This window comes from Microvirga zambiensis WSM3693, from assembly GCF_016735695.1.
GTDB classification, from domain to species: domain Bacteria; phylum Pseudomonadota; class Alphaproteobacteria; order Rhizobiales; family Beijerinckiaceae; genus Microvirga; species Microvirga zambiensis.
The window spans coordinates 40,935-58,846 of the sequence record NZ_JAERQD010000029.1 but is presented as its reverse complement, the minus strand read 5'-3'; the positions used below and the strand labels follow the sequence as shown (position 1 = coordinate 58,846).

13 protein-coding genes are annotated in these 17,912 nt (G+C 63.5%); 8 read left to right on the top strand and 5 right to left on the bottom strand.

What is annotated here, in order from left to right:
• The first annotated feature begins 142 nt into the window (after positions 1 to 142).
• From JKL46_RS20520 to JKL46_RS20510, 3 genes are read left to right on the top strand one after another with little or no spacing between them, the layout of a single operon-like run.
• Positions 143 to 2,641, top strand: a complete 2,499-nt coding sequence (locus tag JKL46_RS20520; protein ID WP_201836713.1) for a PAS domain S-box protein — start codon at positions 143 to 145, stop codon at positions 2,639 to 2,641.
• The gene (locus JKL46_RS20515) at positions 2,641 to 3,072 is read left to right on the top strand and encodes a response regulator (protein WP_201836704.1); all 432 of its coding nucleotides are present in this window, start codon (positions 2,641 to 2,643) and stop codon (positions 3,070 to 3,072) included. The genes JKL46_RS20520 and JKL46_RS20515 overlap by 1 nt, the downstream gene beginning before the upstream one ends.
• Positions 3,069 to 4,121 (top strand): sensor histidine kinase, encoded by a 1,053-nt coding sequence (locus JKL46_RS20510; protein WP_201836702.1) that lies wholly within the window; start codon positions 3,069 to 3,071, stop codon positions 4,119 to 4,121. Before JKL46_RS20515 ends, JKL46_RS20510 begins: the two co-directional genes overlap by 4 nt.
• Positions 4,122 to 4,141: 20 nt before the next feature.
• Here the strand turns inward: JKL46_RS20510 and JKL46_RS20505 are convergent, their stop codons facing one another.
• Positions 4,142 to 4,381, bottom strand: coding sequence for a hypothetical protein (locus JKL46_RS20505; RefSeq protein ID WP_201836694.1), 240 nt, complete (start codon positions 4,379 to 4,381; stop codon positions 4,142 to 4,144).
• A 510-nt stretch (positions 4,382 to 4,891) separates the two neighbouring features.
• Here JKL46_RS20505 and JKL46_RS20500 point away from each other — a divergent pair.
• The gene (locus JKL46_RS20500) at positions 4,892 to 6,535 is read left to right on the top strand and encodes a Na/Pi cotransporter family protein (RefSeq protein ID WP_201836692.1); all 1,644 of its coding nucleotides are present in this window, start codon (positions 4,892 to 4,894) and stop codon (positions 6,533 to 6,535) included.
• Between the two features lie 6 nt (positions 6,536 to 6,541).
• On the opposite strand, the gene JKL46_RS20495 is transcribed toward JKL46_RS20500, so the two are convergent.
• Entirely contained in the window at positions 6,542 to 6,766 is a 225-nt protein-coding gene (locus tag JKL46_RS20495) for a hypothetical protein (protein WP_201836690.1), read from the bottom strand.
• A 127-nt stretch (positions 6,767 to 6,893) separates the two neighbouring features.
• Here JKL46_RS20495 and gcvA point away from each other — a divergent pair, with 127 nt between their 5' ends.
• A complete protein-coding gene (gcvA, locus tag JKL46_RS20490) occupies positions 6,894 to 7,829 on the top strand; it encodes a transcriptional regulator GcvA (RefSeq protein ID WP_201836688.1) in 936 nt (311 codons plus the stop codon).
• A gap of 22 nt (positions 7,830 to 7,851) precedes the next feature.
• On the opposite strand, the gene mdoH is transcribed toward gcvA, so the two are convergent.
• Positions 7,852 to 10,047 carry a glucans biosynthesis glucosyltransferase MdoH gene (mdoH, locus tag JKL46_RS20485; RefSeq protein ID WP_201836686.1) on the bottom strand — a complete coding sequence of 732 codons (2,196 nt, stop codon included), beginning with the start codon at positions 10,045 to 10,047 and terminating at the stop codon, positions 7,852 to 7,854.
• A complete protein-coding gene (locus JKL46_RS20480) occupies positions 10,023 to 11,594 on the bottom strand; it encodes an OpgD/OpgG family glucan biosynthesis protein (protein ID WP_343074085.1) in 1,572 nt (523 codons plus the stop codon). The genes mdoH and JKL46_RS20480 overlap by 25 nt, the downstream gene beginning before the upstream one ends.
• 184 nt (positions 11,595 to 11,778) lie before the next feature.
• Here JKL46_RS20480 and glmU point away from each other — a divergent pair, with 184 nt between their 5' ends.
• Entirely contained in the window at positions 11,779 to 13,155 is a 1,377-nt protein-coding gene (glmU, locus tag JKL46_RS20475; protein ID WP_201836684.1) for a bifunctional UDP-N-acetylglucosamine diphosphorylase/glucosamine-1-phosphate N-acetyltransferase GlmU, read from the top strand.
• A 111-nt stretch (positions 13,156 to 13,266) separates the two neighbouring features.
• The gene (gene glmS, locus JKL46_RS20470) at positions 13,267 to 15,093 is read left to right on the top strand and encodes a glutamine--fructose-6-phosphate transaminase (isomerizing) (RefSeq protein ID WP_201836682.1); all 1,827 of its coding nucleotides are present in this window, start codon (positions 13,267 to 13,269) and stop codon (positions 15,091 to 15,093) included.
• A 112-nt stretch (positions 15,094 to 15,205) separates the two neighbouring features.
• Here the strand turns inward: glmS and recG are convergent, their stop codons facing one another.
• Positions 15,206 to 17,323 carry an ATP-dependent DNA helicase RecG gene (gene recG / locus JKL46_RS20465; RefSeq protein ID WP_201836680.1) on the bottom strand — a complete coding sequence of 706 codons (2,118 nt, stop codon included), beginning with the start codon at positions 17,321 to 17,323 and terminating at the stop codon, positions 15,206 to 15,208.
• 86 nt (positions 17,324 to 17,409) lie between these two features.
• On the opposite strand from recG, the gene JKL46_RS20460 reads away from it, so the two are divergent.
• The gene (locus tag JKL46_RS20460) at positions 17,410 to 17,706 is read left to right on the top strand and encodes an FAD assembly factor SdhE (RefSeq protein WP_201836678.1); all 297 of its coding nucleotides are present in this window, start codon (positions 17,410 to 17,412) and stop codon (positions 17,704 to 17,706) included.
• The last annotated feature ends 206 nt before the right edge of the window (positions 17,707 to 17,912 follow it).

The window sequence follows — 17,912 nt, the reverse complement described above, 5'->3', positions numbered from 1 at the left end:
TGCTTCAGCCCTTGCGTGTCCCTTCGGTCACAGGCCGGAGCCTCTTTCTTTCGCCCTATGGCACTCGGCAAAAAGCCGCCTAAATATCGGCAGGCTTTTCGCGCGACCAACCAGGGGGCGGGCTCCTGCCCAGCTTAACGGCTTGAAAACAATCAACTTCGAAGCGCTGTTCAGCGCCTCGCCCAACCCCTATGTGCTGCTCGATCTCGCCCTCAATATCGCCGGGATGAACGACGCCTATCTCGCGGTCACCATGCGGGAGCGTGAGGACCTGATCGGGCGCAACATGTTCGATGCGTTTCCAAGCGATCCGGACTCGACGAGCTACCGGCAACTGCGCGGTTCTCTGGAAAAGGTCATCCGTGAGATGACGCCCGATCACCTGCCGCTGATCGAATATGCGATTCCCCTGCCGAACGGCCGAGGATTCGAGGAACGCTACTGGAGCGCGACCCATACGCCGCTTTTCAACCATGCCGGCGAGCTGACCTTCATCCTGCAGCACACGGTGGACGTGACGGAGCTGCACCGGCTGCGGAATATGGCGAAGAGTTCGGCTGTGTCCTCAGGGCACTCTGCCCTGATCGAGACCGACATGCTCCGCCGGGCGCAGGCGGTCCAGGAGGCCAATCAGGCGCTCGACGAGGAGCGGCAGCGTCTGCGGGGGTTGTTCGAGCAGGCGCCGGGCTTCATGGCGGCCCTCAGTGGGCCAGAGCACGTGTTCACGATGGCAAATCTGGCCTATCTCCAGGTGGTCGGGCGTGAGAACATCATCGGCAAGCCGGTGCGCGAAGCGCTGCCGGAGGTCGTGGAACAGGGCTTTCTCGATCTGCTCGACCGCGTCTACCGCAGCGGCCAGCCCTTCGTCGGTCGAAGCATCCGCATCATGCTCGCGCAAAGCGACGGCAGCGGTCACGAGGAGCGCTTCCTGGATTTCGTCTACCAGCCGATTTTCGACCCTAATGGCCAGGTGTCCGGCATCTTCGTTCAGGGGCACGACGTCACGGAGCAGAAGCGCAACGAGGAAGCTCTGCGCGAGAGCGAACAACGCTTCAGGCTGGTGGCGGAGAGCGCACCCGTCATGCTGTGGATGAGCGACCATTCCGGCAAGTGCGTCTACCTCAACCGGGCGCAGCGGGAGTTCTGGGGCATCGACGAGGCGGACATCCCGGTCTTCGATTGGGGAATGACGATCCATCCCGACGACGTGGAGGTGCTCGGAGGGGCGCTGGGCCAGGCCATGGCGGCGCACACGGCGTTCTCGACCGAGGCACGGCTCAAGCGCATCGACGTGGAATACCGCGTCGTCAGAACCGATGCGCAGCCCCGTTTCAGTCCTGGCGGCGAGTTCCTGGGGATGATCGGCGTCAATGTCGACGTCACCGAGACGCGCCGCGCGGAAAAGGCCTTAAGGGACAGCGAGGAGCGTTTCCGCGTCACCGCCAATTCCATCGACCAGATGATCTGGTCGACGCAGCCGGACGGCTATCACGACTATTACAACCAGCGCTGGTACGAATTTACCGGCGTGCCGGAAGGGACCACGGACGGTGAGGCCTGGAACGGCATGTTCCATCCCGAGGATCAGCCGCGCGCCTGGAAGATCTGGCGCCACAGCCTTGCCACCGGGGAGCCATATCACATCGAGTACCGGTTGCGGCATCGGTCGGGCGAATATCGCTGGGTGCTCGGTCGGGCGCAGCCGGTTCGTGACGAAGAGGGCCGGATCACGCGTTGGTACGGCAGCTGCACCGACATCCATGCACTGAAGCAGGCGCAGGATGCGCTGCGCGAGAGCCGGGAGCGCGCGCTTCGGAACGAGGCCGAGACCCGGCGCCTTGCCTCGATCCTCGCGGAGCGCGTGGCGGAACTCGACGCGGCGAATGACGAAATCCAGCGCTTTGCCTATATCGTCAGCCACGACCTGCGCGCGCCGCTCGTCAACGTCATGGGTTTCACGAGCGAACTCGAAAGCGCACAGGCCGCCATCGAGCAATTCTATCGGAAGGTTCTCGATGCGCAGTCTCAGCTGATCACCGCAGAAACGCGCATGGCTGTCGAAGAGGATCTCCCCGAGGCGATCGGGTTCATCCGGTCCTCGACGGTGAAGATGGACAAGCTGATCAATGCCATTCTCAAACTCTCGCGGGAGGGACGGCGCGTCCTGGCTCCCGAGCCGATCGTGATGAAGCAACTGCTCGAAGCTCAGCGCCAAAGCGTCGCACACCAGCTCCAGGAGCGTGGTGCCGGACTGACGATCGAACCTGTCCCCGACCTGACGAGCGACCGGCTGGCCATCGAGCAGATCTTCGGAAACCTGATCGACAACGCGGTCAAATACGTGGATTCCACCCGACCCGGCCGCATCGTGATCCGCGGACACGATCGCGGTGACAATGTCTCCTATGAGATTCAGGACAACGGCCGGGGGATCGACGCCAAGGATTTCGAACGCGTTTTCGATCTTTTCCGGCGCTCCGGCGCCCAGGATCAGCAGGGCGAGGGGATCGGGCTTGCACATGTGCGCGCTCTCGTGCGAAGGCTCGGCGGCACGATCTCCGTATCGTCCCGGCTGGGGGAAGGCTCGACCTTCACGGTCGTCCTGCCAAAATATGCCAGTATGAGTTCGGAAGCCGCCTGATGTCCCAGCAGCACCCTGTCACCATCATCATGGTCGAGGACGACGAGGGGCATGCGCGCCTGATCGAGAAGAACATCCGGCGCGCAGGGGTCTACAACGAGATCCGCGGTTTTGCCAGCGGCACCGAGGCCCTCGAGCACATGTTCAGCGAAGAGGTTCGCAACGACGGTCCGTTCCTGGTGCTCCTCGATCTCAACCTGCCCGATATGAACGGTGTCGAGATCCTCGCCAGGTTGAAGAGCGACGAGAAGCTGAAACGCGCACCCGTCGTCGTGTTGACCACCACCGACGATCAGCGTGAGGTCCAGCGGTGCTACGATCTCGGCGCCAATGTCTACATCACCAAGCCCGTCGAGTATGAATCGTTCTCCCAGGCCATCCGTCAGCTGGGATTGTTCCTGTCCGTCATTCAGGTTCCCGAGACCCAATGAGCGAAGGTACCGCTGAGACCTCATCGATCCGGCTGCTTTACATCGACGACGATCCCGGTTTGGGCCGCCTCGTCGAGCGCACGCTGTCGCGCCACGGTTTTCACGTCAGTCACGCCCTGAGTGGAGACGAGGGTCTGAGCAGGCTTGCCGACGGAGGGTTCGAGGTGGTTGCGCTCGATCACTTCATGCCTGGCAAGGAAGGCCTGGAGGTTCTGGCCGAAATCAGGACGCTCTCCGATCCGCCGCCTGTCATCTACGTCACGGGCGCCGACGAGGGCCGGATCGCCGTCGCGGCTCTCAAGGCCGGAGCCGCCGACTACGTGATCAAGGATGTCGGCGGGGTGTTTCTCGACCTTCTGCGCTCGGCGGCCGAGCAGGCTCTCGCGGCCGAGCGGTTGCGCCGGGAGAAGGATGCGGCCGAACGGGAGATGCGCGAGGCGCGCGAGCGGGCCGAGATGCTGCTTCGCGAGGTCAACCACCGCGTCGCAAACAGCCTCCAGCTCGTCGCCTCCCTCGTCGCCATGCAGCAGCGCGCACTCGGCAGCGATACCGTTGCCAGAGACACTCTGACGGAAACGCAGAGCCGCATCACCGCCATCTCACAGATCCATCGCCGGCTCTACACGTCGAACGACGTGCGCTTCGTCGAGATGGATACCTATCTGCAGGGCCTCGTCGAGGAGCTCGAAGGCGCGATGCGCGCAGCCGGGCGCGAGCACACGATCATGCTCACGGCCGAGCCCGTTTCGATTTCGACCGACAGAGCCGTTTCCGTCGGCGTCATCGTGACCGAGCTCGTCACCAACGCATTCAAATATGCCTATGCCCTGGGCTCGAACGGCGAGATCCGCGTCGCGCTGTCATCCGATGGAACGCGGGCGGTGCTGGTGGTCGAGGATGATGGGATCGGGTGGAACGGCACCGGAGAAGTGCAGGGGAGCGGACTTGGTACGAAGATCGTGAGGGCCATGGCATCCAACCTGCAATCCGCCGTCGAATACGACCGGCACCATGCGGGAACGCGCGCCGTCCTGTCCTTCCCCATTTGACTGCCCGCCGGCGACTGGCCCTATCGTGGGTTTCGCTTGATGCCGCCGGAGGTAAATCTAGCCCGGATTTCGCCGACGAGGATGTTCAGCTCGCGCTGCAGGCGGTTGAGCCGCGAGAGCAGTTCACCGTCCGGAATTCCTGTCGCATGCGGTGACGTTTCCCCGTCGGGGACGGATTGCGTCATGCTGCGCAGCTCCTCCAAGGTTGTCGGGCCGATATTGGGAACGGTCAGCCATTGAGCATCGGAGATGCTGGCCACTTCCCGGATTGTCGGGCATCGCCCATGAAACTCCGTCAGAATTGCTCCTCGGACACGTCCGGAGCATTTCTCGATCGGAAATGGATCGTCCAAACCCATCTCACGTCCTCGCACACCCACCAGTGAGATATTTTCCATCAACGCAGAACTGCCTTAGAACTTAGCCGGAGACTTCATGGGTACCGGCTCGCAGCCGAAAAGAGCAGACGTCCTTAAGGGGATGGCGGCATGCGTTAGGAGTAGCCAAATCGCTCCAAGCAAAATCTCGGCAAGCTTTGGAGTTGGAAGTGAATTCCTATGGATTAAGCCAAGCTTGGGAATATGGCCGTCGGAGCCGCATTGTGCCGTTGCGGAAGCTGGCCTCAGAAGCCTCGGATCGGGCGGAAATAAGGGCATTTTTTGCAGATTATTCCGGTACATGGCCGTTATTAGCCGGCAACCTTATTGCCGCCGCGCTCATTGGCCGGTAAGCAAGAGGTTTGTGCAAATGATCTGAGTCCTGAGGATTGAATGTCCGCGACCTCCGTCCTGATCCATCTTCTCGGTGAGATTGCCCTGCTTCTGTGGGGAATCACCATGGTCAATAGCGGGGTTCAACGCGCCTTCGGCAGCGATCTGCGCTGGATCCTCGGAACTGCTCTGAGAACGCGCCTCCAGGCCTTCCTTGCCGGCGTCGGCGTCACGACGGTTCTGCAAAGCAGTACCGCTACCGCACTGATGGTGGCGTCCTTTACGGCAGGCGGCGCCGTTGACATGGTGCCGGCCCTGGCCGTCATGCTCGGTGCGAATGTGGGCACCACGTTGATCGTGCAGGTCCTGTCCTTTGATGTCTCACTGATCTTTCCGGCCCTGGTTTTCGGCGGGTTCATCGCCTACCGGAGAGGCCGGACGAGCCGCGTCAAGGATCTCGGCCGCGTGACCATCGGCCTGGGGCTGATGCTGCTTTCGCTGCATCTTCTCGGGGAGACGGTTCGTCCGATCGAGTCGTCGCAGGTCCTCAAGGATCTTCTTGCGGTGATCGCGCCCGATCCGCTGATTCTCGTCCTTCTATCGGCGGCCTTCGCATGGCTCGCCCATTCCAGCGTCGCCGCCATGCTGTTCATCATGTCCCTGGCGACGGCAGGCGTGATCGACGCTCATTCGGCAATGGTGATGGTGCTCGGCGCCAATCTGGGGAGTTCTCTTAATCCGCTGCTGGAGGGCACAAGCGGTGACCCGGTCAAGCTACGGGTGCCGTTCGGCAACTTCGCCATGCGGGTTCTCGGCTGCCTCGTGGCGCTGCCGCTGATCGACCCGATTCTGGGGGCCATGTCGATCTTCGAACCGAATCCTGCTCGTCTGGCGGCGAATTTCCATACGCTGTTCAATGTCGCGGTCGCGGCGATCTTCATCCTGCCGCTGCCATGGATCGCGGAGCTGCTGCTCAAGCTCTTTCCAGAGAAGCTCCGGGCGTCGGATCCCGGCACGCCGCAATATCTCGACAAGGACGCGCTCGACACGCCGTCCGTTGCGCTGTCGAATGCTGCCCGTGAAGTCCTGCGCATGGTCGACACGGTCGATTCCATGCTCCGCAGCTCGCAGGATCTCTTCCGGCAGGACGATATCGGCCGCGTCGACCAGGTCAGCCGCACCGACGACGTGCTTGATCGCCTCTTCAGCGCGATTCGCCGCTACCTGAGCTCCATCAATCACGAGGCCCTAAGCGAGGAAGAAGCCAAGCGCCTGTCGGACATTCTCGCCTTCGCGATCAATCTCGAGCACGTGGGCGACATCATCGACAAGAACCTGATGGAGCTTGCCGCCAAGCGCATCAAGAACCACTTGCGCCTGCCGAAGGACAGTCTGGACGACATCACCGGCATGCACGGAAAGCTCCTGGAGCATCTGCAGCTCGCGGCGTCCGTGCTGATGTTCCAGGACATCGGCTCGGCGCGCAGGCTCGTCTCCGAGAAGGAGCGCTTCCGCGATCTCGAACGCGCGGTCGCCCAGAAGCATCTCGATCAGCTCCGGTCGGGCCGGTCGGCCGGGGACACCAGCGCGCTCCAACTCGACATCGTGCGCGATCTCAAGCGCATCGAGGCTCATATCGCCTCGACGGGGCATTCGCTGCTCGAAAAGAGCGGAGACCTGAAGCCGAGCCGCCTGACGTCCTGATGGTGCTTACCGCAGGTCCTTCAGACTATGCCAGTCCAGCGAGCGGACAGGCTCGCCATCCATATAGCGGACCTGCTCGGGGAGGCCGATATCGCGCCTCTCGTGGTCTGAGAGGTGGCTCAGGTCCGAAATGACCGGGCCGGTATGCCGGAAGGCAGGCCTGAACCAGAGCTTCAGGTGCATCCAAGCGCTCTCAACGCCGCGCAGGCGGCGGACATCTTCGTATCTCATGACAGCCTACATGGTTGTTTGCCGAGGGCGTCCTTGCCCTCTGTGATGTCCCGAGAATGCGCCTGAGCGGGGAGCTTGACAAAGCAAATGCCAATGGGCTGGCATAAGGTGCCCTTATGGATCGACGATGCCGAAAACGCCTTCCAAACTTCCTCCCATGAGTGCCGTCCGTGTCTTCGAGGCGGCGGCGCGCCATCAGAGCTTCACCAGGGCCGCCGAGGAGCTCGGGATGACGCAGGCTGCCGTGAGCTATCAGATCAAGATCCTCGAGGACCGGATCGGCGCGCCGCTTTTCATCCGCTTGCCGCGCCAGGTGACGCTGACTCCCAAGGGGCGGCAGCTTGCGCCAGCCGTGACCGAGGCTTTCGAGGCTTTGCGGAATGCTTTCGCCGGCGTCGAGGAGGCGGTTCAGACGGTCCTCTCGATCACCACACTCTCGACTTTCGCCTCAAACTGGCTTGTTCCGCGCCTCGGACGCTTCCGGCAGCTCCATCCGAACATCGCTGTTCAGGTGTCGGTCTCGACCGACATCGTCGAGATCACGCGGAGCGAGTTCGACATTGGGATCAGGAGCGGCACGGGAGAATGGTCCGGCGTCGAGGCGCACATGCTGTTCCCCAACCAGTTCACGCCTGTCTGCAGCCCGGAGCTGCTGCAGGATGTGGAGTTGCGCGAGCCTGTCGACATTCTCAAACTTCCGCTCATCTCGCCGAGCGATCCGTGGTGGCTGGATTGGTTCGCCGCAGCAGGCGTGCAGGACGTCGACCTCTCGCACCGCCCGGACAATTCTCTCGGGGTGCAGCAGTTCGAGGGCATGGCGGCCATTGCGGGCCAGGGCGTGGCGCTGATCAATCCCTTCTTCTTTCCGGACGACCTTGCGTCAGGCCGACTCGTCAAGCCGTTCGATCTGCTGGCCACAACGGATCGCAGCTATTGGCTCGTTTATCCGAAAGGCCGCAGGAGATCCGCCAAGGTCCAGGCGTTCCGGGATTGGGTGCTGAGCGAGGTGGCGGGCGACAGCGAAATGTCCAAGCCTGCCATCCAAACGAAAACCGGGACTTGATGCCCCGGTTTCGATAAGGCCGTCACTCGGCTGCTTGTGCTTCGATCGGCTTCGGCTTGAGATGAACCAGCATGTCGAGCAGGGCGCGGTCGTGAAGAACCACCATCCGCTCCTTGTTGTGCAGCCATTCCACCGCATCCTCGATGGTCTCGGCATCAACGATCTTGGCCTCGGCCAGAGCTCGTTCGGTCTCGATGACGCCACGCTTGCGGGGAGCGGCGTGCGGAAGCATCTCGATGTGGCGCTCCCTCAAGGTCCCATCCGCGAAGATTGCCCTGAGGCTGTCGGCATCGTCGAAGCCGAAACCGGCATTGCGGGCCTGAAGCTCATTGGCGCGGACGGCGATGTCCGGCGGGCGGTACTCCTCAGGCGTGCGAAGAAGCCCGAGCCGCTTCAGGGCCAGGCCCGCACCGAGCTGGCCGCTGAGCCAGGAGAGCGGAATTGCGAGCAGCAGGCCGATGATCGTCGGCGACATCCACAGGAACAGGGACGTGGCGATCATGAAGGCCGAGATGCCCGCAAGAGCGCCGAGAACCGTGTGAGCGCGATGCCGGCGGACGATGTCCCTGAAGGGGATCGACCCGTCGTCGCGGCGCTGCGGCTGCCAGCCCGTATCGCGGCCGAGCAGGATCTGGAACACGGAGCCCGACTGAATCAGCATCAGGATCGGCGCCAGAAGGGCGGACAGAATGATCTCGATCGTGGATGAAACGATCAGCCTGATACCGCCTCCGGAGGCACGACGGTCTTCGCCGCGGATGAGCATGAGCAGAAGGCCGAACACCTTCGGCGCTAGCAGGATCCCCATGGTGAGCGCGAACAGCGCAAGGGCTCGCTCGGGATCGAACCGAGGCCAGATCGGATAGAGGCGGAAGTCGCGGGCGAAATATTCCGGCCGGATGTAGGTCGTCTGCAGGACCAGCGCGATACCGACGATCAGCTGGAACAGCCAGAACGGCGACGCCAGATACGACATGATGCCGGTGGCGAAATGCTGGCGCGTCGGCAGCTTCAGGCCCTTGGCGCCGATAACCCGCATATGCTGGAGATTGCCCTGGCACCAGCGCCGGTCGCGGGCGGACAGATCGATCAGCGAGGGCGGGCTCTCCTCATAGGAGCCCTGGAGGTCGGCCAGCATGTAGACCGACCAACCGGCACGGCGAAGCAGAGCGGCCTCGACGAAGTCATGGCTCAGGATATGGCCGCCGAAGGGCGGTTTGCCCTTCAGATCCGGCAGGCCGCCCTGGGCAGCGAAGGCTTTTGTGCGAATGATCGCATTGTGGCCCCAGTAATTGCCGTCGCGTCCCATCCAGACGGCAAGGCCCATGGCGATGACCGGGCCGGTGACGCGGGCGGCATATTGCTGAAGGCGCGCGAAGAGCGTGTTGCGGTTGATGATCAGCGGCAGCGACTGGATGATGCCGGCATCGGGATCGGCCTCCATGGCGGCGGCGAGGCGCACGATGCAGTCGCCGGTCATGAGGCTGTCCGCATCCAGCACGAGCATGTGCTCGTAATGGCCGCCCCAACGAGACACGAAATCGGCAATATTCCCGGCCTTGCGGTGATGGTTCTTCTGCCGGTGACGGTAATAGAACCGCGCGCCGGGGCCGAGTCGCTCCCTTAGGGCAAGGAAAGCGCGCTCCTCGGCGATCCAGGCGTCCGGGTTGGTCGTGTCGGAGAGGATGAAATAATCGAAGTGTGCGCCGAGACCGGTTGCCTGGACCGACTCGTAGATCGCCTCCAGCGCCGCGAAGGTGCGGTCGGTCTGCTCGTTATAGACGGGCATGACGACCGCAGTGCGTTGTTGCAGAGAGGCGGGCAGCGGACCGCGATGGCCGGGGCGCCTCAGGAGCGCGAGGAAGCCAAGGAGCGCGCTCGTGAAGGCAACGGCGATCCAGGAGAAATTGACCGTGAACAGGCCGACCAACACCCACTGAAGCGCCGTCGTGCGGCTCACCGACACGACCTGGTACATCTCGTAGGTGCCGTAGGCCGTCAGCAGCAAGCCGCCGCCGAACACGAACAGCCGCGCGAGCCATGTGCCGAGGCGCGGATGCTGCAGAACAGGCTTGCGCTCCTCCGAGGCCGACCAGCGCCGGAGCGACTGGGTCGGCATATCGAGGTGCTTTTCGGGGGGCATAGCGGATGCGGGCCGCTCAAGGGCGGCAACATTCGGGTTCGCGTCGGGGCTTACGGTGTCCAACGATAAAGCCATGTCTCGCTAATCGGTTTCCCGCCTGCTTCTAGGATCAGGCGCATCTCACACGCGTTTTCGTTGCCCGGGTCAAGCTCGAACGCAACACGTACCGTCTTTCGTTCCGGATATGGCAAAAGTTTGAGGTTTTGGAACGTTCCGGGGCCAACGGTTAGAACCGATTTAAGGTCCGCCGGCAAATTGTCACCCAGCATATCCCCCGAAAAGTCGACGGTGAATCGGCGCCGCCGGCCACCGCTGCCGCGGCCGGAACGGGTGGAGGACACAGTGGCGAGCGGAGGACGCTCGGGCGAGTTCCAGCCCCAATACTGCCGATAGGCCACCGGCACTTCGGATCCCACCGCCATCGGGGCCTTCGGGCGCCAATAGGTGAGGATGTTATCGTTGATCTCGGCGTCGGTGGGGATCTCCAGCAGCTGGACGCTGCCCTGGCCCCAATCGCCGAGCGGCTCGATCCACACGCTCGGACGGCGCTCGAAGCGCTGGTCGTCGTCCTGGAACGCCTCATACGAGCGCTCCCGCTGCAGCAGGCCGAAGCCGCGCGGCGAGTTGTCGACGAAAGCGGAGATCTGCAGGGTTTCCGGGTTGTGCAGCGGACGCCAGAGCCACTCGCCCGAGCCGTTGAACATCTGCAGACCGGAGGATTCGTAGACCGCAGGGCGAATATCGTCGGAATTGAGCAGGTCGTTCGGCCCGTAAAGATAGGTCGAGGCGATTCCGCCGAGGCCCACATGTTCGAGATTGACGCGCGGGAAGAGCGTCGTTTCCACATCGACGATGGTCATGTCGCCGGGACGGAACGTCATCCGGACGGCGCCGGATGTCGATTCCGAGTCCAGCACGCCATGCACGGTGATGGCGTTGCTGCCGACGGCCGGGCGTTCAAGCCAGAAGGCGCGGAAGACGGGGAATTCTTCGCCCCTCGCTTCCGCCGGCCTGAGGGTCAGTGCGCGCGCAATCGCACCGTAGGTCTGCCCCCGCGCGATGGCGCGGAAGAACGTTCCGCCCTGGACGAGGGCAAAATCGAACGGCCTGCCGTTTCCGATCTGGGCGATCAGCTTGAAGCCCGAATAGCCGATATCCGCTATGTTGTTCGGTAGCGTGATGCGGCCGAACTCGAAATGAGACGGGTTGTACCCGATACGCCTGACGGCGCCGTCCTCGACCAGATACAAATCGACCGCATCTCTGAACACGAAGCCCCGATGGAGGGGCTCCACGGAAATGCCACGGGCTTCATTGCTCCAAATCGGCGGCTGCGTATAGCGGATGGCGGAATATTGTTCCTGATTGAGATTCCCGAACACGTCCGGCAGGTCGTTGGGAGCGGGCACGAACGGCTTCTTGGAGAGCTGTCGCGCGATGTCGATCACGGTCGCCGGGTCGAACCGCTGATTCTCGCCCATCCTTGCGGCAATCGTCGCCTGGGGAGTTTGAGCCCATGCGGCCCGCGCGTAGGCCAGCCCAGCGACGGAGGCGCCGATATAGGCCAGCATGTCGCGCCGGCGAGGGTGAAAGGGGGACGGGCCCTTTGGCGGAACCGGCACAGCGATACTCTTGTGTGAACGAGGCTTTTCAGCCAGACAGTTGGAATGCCTTATACATATCGTCAATCGTGAGCATGAAGTAAACGACGCCTAAGCAGGAAACCGCCTCATCGCTCACCAAATGTCTGCAGAGATACCTCTTCGGATCCAGCTCGAGCGCCATGCGCCACCGGATTGAAACTTTATGACCTCGATCGATACCTCCAAGACGTCTTCCGCTCGCACCTGCCTCGCCATCGTGCTCGCCGCGGGCGAAGGTACCCGGATGAAGTCCGGCATGCCGAAAGTGCTCCATCAGGTCGCCAACCGTTCCATGCTGGGACATGTACTCGCGGCCTTGAAAGCAGGCGGCGCCACGGATGCCGCCGTCGTTATCGGGCCCGACCGCGAGGACGTGGCGAAGGAAGCGAACAGGATCCTGCCGGAGGCCCGCATCTTCGTGCAGAGGGACCGGCTTGGCACGGCTCATGCGGTTCTGAGTGCGCGCGAGGCGCTGGAACAGAAGACGGACGACGTGATCGTTGCGTATGGCGATACGCCGCTCGTTCTGCCGGAGACCTTCGCCAAGCTGCGCGCTCCCCTGACCGACGGAGCCGCTATCGTCGCGATGGGCTTCGAGGCGAAGGACCCGACCGGATACGGCCGTTTCATCACGTCCGGTGATCAGCTTCTGGCCATTCGCGAGCATAAGGACGCGACGGAAGCCGAACGGACAATCACGCTTTGCAACGGCGGCCTGATGGCCATCCGCGGCGATCTGGCCCTTGCCCTTCTCGACCGGGTGAAGAACGACAACGCCAAGGCTGAGTACTACCTGACGGACCTCGTCGAGATCGCCCGCGACCTCGGGCACCGGACCGCCATCGCCGTGGTTCCGGAAGAGGAGGTCCACGGTATCAACGACCGGGCTCAGCTCGCGGCCGCCGAGCGCATGATCCAGGAGCGCCTGCGCCACGAGGCCATGGCGGCGGGCGTAACCCTTGTCGCACCGGAGACGGTCTTCTTCAGCCACGATACTAGGCTCGGCCAGGACGTGGTGGTGGAGCCGCATGTGGTCTTCGGCCCCGGCGTGGTCGTCGAGGCCGGGGTGGTCATCCACAGCTTCAGCCATCTGGAAGGCACCCGGATCGCCTCCGGAGCAGGCGTCGGCCCATTCGCCCGCCTGCGTCCCGGCGCCTCAATCGGCCCCAAGGCCAAGGTCGGCAACTTCGTCGAGATCAAGAACACGGAACTCGGCGCCGGAGCGAAGGTCAGCCACCTGACCTATCTCGGCGATGCCAGCATCGGTGCCGGGGCCAATATCGGCGCAGGGACCATCACCTGTAACTACGACGGATTCGGCAAACATCGCACTGTGGTCGGCGAGGGCGCCTTCATCGGTTCGAATTCCGCCCTCGTGGCCCCCATCCGCATCGGCAAGGGCGCATTCGTGGGATCCGGCTCAGTTATTACGGACGATATACCAGATGACGCCTTGGGTCTGGGGCGTGGACGTCAGATTGTAAAGGAAGGCTGGGCCATCGATTTCCGGGAAAAGGCCCAGGCCGCGAAGAAGAAATAACACCACCTGTCACAATAGGTTACGCAAGTTGATTCCGCCCGGGGACCGCTTCTCTATATGAGAAGCGACAAGCGTAGCGTTGACTGCATTGAATTAAGGAAGTTGCTGGGGATGTGCGGAATCGTTGGAATTGTTGGAAAGACTCCTGTTGCGCCGCAGATTGTCGAGGCTCTCAAACGGCTTGAATACCGCGGTTACGATTCCGCGGGGGTCGCTACTCTGGAAGATGGCCGGCTCGACCGCCGCCGGGCCGAGGGCAAGCTGCGCAACCTGGAGACGAAGCTGTCCCAGGCCCCTCTGTCGGGCGTGATCGGCATCGGCCATACCCGCTGGGCGACCCACGGCAAGCCGAACGAGACTAATGCCCACCCCCATGCCACCGACAAGCTGGCGGTGGTCCATAACGGGATCATCGAGAACTTCCGCGAGCTCAAGACCGGGCTTGAGTCCAAGGGCATCCGGTTCGAGACCGAGACGGATACGGAAGTGGTGGCCCAGCTCGTCACCTATGAGATCCGCCAGGGCCGCCTGCCCATCGAGGCCGTCGCCGTGACCCTGCCGCGCCTGCGCGGCGCCTTCGCCCTCGGCTTCCTGTTCTCCGGTGAAGACGACCTGCTGATCGGTGCGCGCCATGGCGCGCCGCTCGCCATCGGCTACGGCGAGGGCGAGATGTATCTCGGCTCCGACGCTCTGGCGCTCGCTCCCTTCACCAACGAGGTTGCCTATCTGGAAGATGGCGATTGGGCCATCCTGACCCGGAAGGGCGCCGATATCCATGACGAAACGGGCAAGCCGGTACACCGGACCCGCCACAAGATCCCCGTCGGCTCCTTCCTCGCCGACAAGGGCAATTACCGGCATTTCATGGCCAAGGAGATCCACGAGCAGGCTGAAGTGGTGGGGCGCACGCTCGCCCATTATGCGAACTTTGCCTCGGAACGGATTGAATTGCCGATCGAACTGCCGTTCGACTTCAGGGACCTGAAGCGCATCTCGATTTCGGCCTGCGGAACGGCCTATCTCGCCGGCCTGATCTCGAAATACTGGTTCGAGCGTCTTGCGCGGATCCCGGTGGAGATCGATGTCGCCTCCGAGTTCCGCTACCGCGAAGCCCCGCTCGAGCCGGGCGGCCTCGCCCTGTTCGTCTCCCAGTCGGGAGAGACGGCGGATACGCTCGCCTCGCTTCGCTACGCCACGTCGGAAAAGCAGCATACGCTGTCGGTCGTCAATGTGCCGACCTCCACCATGGCCCGCGAGAGCAATGTCATCGCGCAAACGCTCGCCGGCGTCGAGGTGGGCGTCGCCTCGACCAAGGCCTTCACCTGCCAGCTGACCGTGCTTCTGTCGCTCGCCATCGCGGCCGGCCGCGCACGCGGCACGCTGAGCGTCGAGGATGAGAAGGAGCTGGTGAATGCCCTGATTGCCATTCCCGGCCAGATGACCGAGGCGATGAAGCGGGAGCATCAGATCGAGATCCTGTCCCGCGATCTCTCCAAGGCTAAGGACGTGCTCTATCTCGGGCGCGGCACCTCCTATCCGCTGGCGATGGAAGGGGCCCTGAAGCTCAAGGAAATCTCCTACATCCACGCCGAAGGCTATGCGGCCGGCGAGCTCAAGCACGGCCCCATCGCGCTCATCGACGAGACCATGCCGGTCATCGTGATCGCGCCGCACGACGAGATTTTCGAGAAGACCGTTTCGAACATGCAGGAGGTCGCGGCCCGCGGCGGCCGGATCATCCTGATCACGGACGAGCGTGGGGCTCTGGAAGCCGGTCTCGACACGATGGCGACCATCGTGATGCCGTCCGTACACCCGATCGTGGCGCCGATCCTGAACGCCGTTCCGATCCAGCTGCTCGCCTATCACACGGCGGTCTTCATGGGGAAGGACGTGGATCAGCCGCGCAATCTCGCGAAATCCGTGACGGTGGAGTGAGAAAACAATCCTCGTCATGCCCGGGCTTGTCCCGGGCACCCACGTCTTTCTACGGTGAGGTTCTCCAGACGTGGGTGGCCGCAACAAGTGCGGCCATGACGATGGAGGTTTCCTACCCCGCCCGCAGCAGCCGGATCGCGGAATCGCGCTCGAACAGGTAGAGCAGCACCCTCAGCGCCTGACCGCGCTCGCTCACGAGATCGGGGTCGCGATCCACGATCAGGCGGGCATCGTCGCGGGCGGCGCCGAGAAGATCGCCGTCGACCTCGAGGCGGGCGAGCTTGAAGCCGGGCGTTCCGGACTGGCGCGTGCCCAGAACCTCGCCTTCGCCGCGCAGCCGCAGGTCCTCCTCGGCGATGCGGAAGCCGTCCTCCGTCTGGCGCATCATCTCCAGCCGCGCCTGCGCGACCTGACCGAGCGGGCCCTTGTAGACCAGCAGGCAGGTCGAGGATTTCGAGCCGCGTCCGATACGTCCGCGCAGCTGGTGGAGCTGCGCGAGACCGAAGCGCTCGGCATGCTCGATCACCATGATCGTGGCGTTCGGCACGTCGACGCCGACCTCGATCACCGTGGTGGAGATAAGAACCTTCGTCTCCCCGCTCGAAAACCGCTCCATGGCGGCGTCCTTGTCCCTGCCGGCCATCTTGCCGTGCACGAGGCCCACCTGATCGCCGAATAAGCCCTTGAGCAACTCGAACCGCTCCTCGGCCGCCGCGAGGTCGATGGATTCGGATTCGCCGACGAGCGGGCAGACCCAATAAACCTGATCGCCGTTGGCAATGGCCCGCCCGATGCCGCCGACGACCTCGTCGAGCCGGTCGATGGCGATGAGCTTGGTTGCGATGGGCTTGCGGCCGGCCGGCTTCTCGTTCAGCACCGACACGTCCATGTCGCCGAAATAGGTGAGCGCCAGAGTTCTCGGGATCGGCGTCGCCGTCATGACCAGGATATCGACGGCCTCGCCCTTGGAGCCGAGCGCAAGGCGCTGATGGACGCCGAAGCGGTGCTGCTCGTCCACCACCGCAACGCCGAGGTCCTGGAAGGCCACGCCCTCCTGGAACAGGGCGTGGGTGCCGACCGCGATCTGGATGCTGCCGTCGGCGAGGCCGGCGAGAATGGTCCTGCGCGCGACGCCTTTCTCGCGTCCGGTGAGCAGGGCGATGGTCAGGCCCGCCTGCTCGGCCATGGGAGCAAGGCGCTCGTAGTGCTGGCGGGCGAGGATTTCGGTCGGCGCCATCATGGCGGCCTGGCGCCCGGCCTCGATGGCGCTTGCCATGGTGAGAAGACCAACGACGGTCTTACCCGAGCCCACATCGCCCTGGAGCAGGCGCAGCATCTTCTTGTCGGAGACGAGGTCGCGCCGGATGTCCTCGATCGCCTGCGCCTGCGAGCCGGTGAGCCCGAAGGGCAGGGCGGATTTCAGCCGCTCGACCAGATGGCCGTCGCCCGCATTCACCCGGCCGGGCAGGCGCCGCATGCGGCTTCTGACAAGCGCGAGGGCAAGCTGGGACGCGAGCAGTTCGTCATAGGCGAGGCGCCGGCGCGGGGTCGATTTGGCGATGGCTTCATCGGAAAGCTGCGCCGCGTTGTCCGGCCGGTGAAGGGCGAGGAGCGCTTGTTGGAAATCGGGCAGGGCGTTGCGGTCGAGCCAGGCCGGGTCCTGCCATTCGGGCAGGCGGGGGACCTTGTCGAGCGCCGCGCCGATATAGCGGCCGACCATGCGCGATGAGAGGCCCTCGGTGAGCCCGTAGACGGCTTCCACCGCCGGCAGGTTCTCGATGCTTTTGTCGTCGAGGATACGGTCGGGATGCACCATCTGGCGCCGTCCGTCCCACAGCTCGATCTTGCCGGAAACGTAGCGGCGTTCGCCCACGGGCAGGATCTTCTCGAGGCGTGCCTTCTGGCCATTGAAGAAGACCAGGGTCACATCGCCCGTCTCATCCTCCACGAGGATCCGGTAGGGCGCCCGGCGGCCCGGAGGCGGGGGGCGATGGCCCACGACGGTGACGGAGAGCGTGACCGGCTCGCCCACGGGTGCGTCGGCCACCGAGCCCTTCATCTCCCGCGAGATGCCGCTGGTGGGCACATGAAAGAGGAGATCCGCGACGCGCGCAGGCTTGCCGGGCTCGCCGAGGAGCCGGTCGAGGAGGGGGACAATCTTCGGCCCGACACCCGGCAATGAGGTGGCAGGGGCGAATAAGGGATCGAGAATCGAGGGACGCAATGACATTCAAACGGGTAGCAAGTCGGAGGGAGATGGTTATATAGCCGCCAAGCCGCCCTGAGGCGACGTAATCTTATCGGATCGGAGCAATCATGAGCGGAACGACACGCAGCAGCGCCGGCCTCGACACCCGCCGCAGGCAGATCCTGTATCGCTCCTGGCACCGCGGCATGCGGGAGATGGACCTAATCATGGGCCGCTTCGCCGATGCGGAGATCGGGGAGCTTTCCGAGGAGGATCTGGCCGAATTCGAGCGCCTGATCGAGGTGACCGACCGGGATCTTCTCGGCTGGATTACCGGCGAGATCGAAACGCCGCAGAACTACGACACACCCCTGTTCCGGCGGTTGAAGGCGTTCCACACCCATACCTCGCCGATCCATAGCTGAGATAAAGAGGTGCGAGCCGCTGTTGCTTCCCGTCATGGCCGGGCTTGTCCCGGCCATCCCGATGCGAGAAGCGAGGCGCCTCACACGATCTGGATCACCGGCACAAGGCCTGTGATGACGTGGGAGGGCGTCTCCCCGAGGGGAGAAAAGGCAACTTCAACCGGGGATGACAGATAGCCCGGCATCGGACTACATCGTCCCTCTTT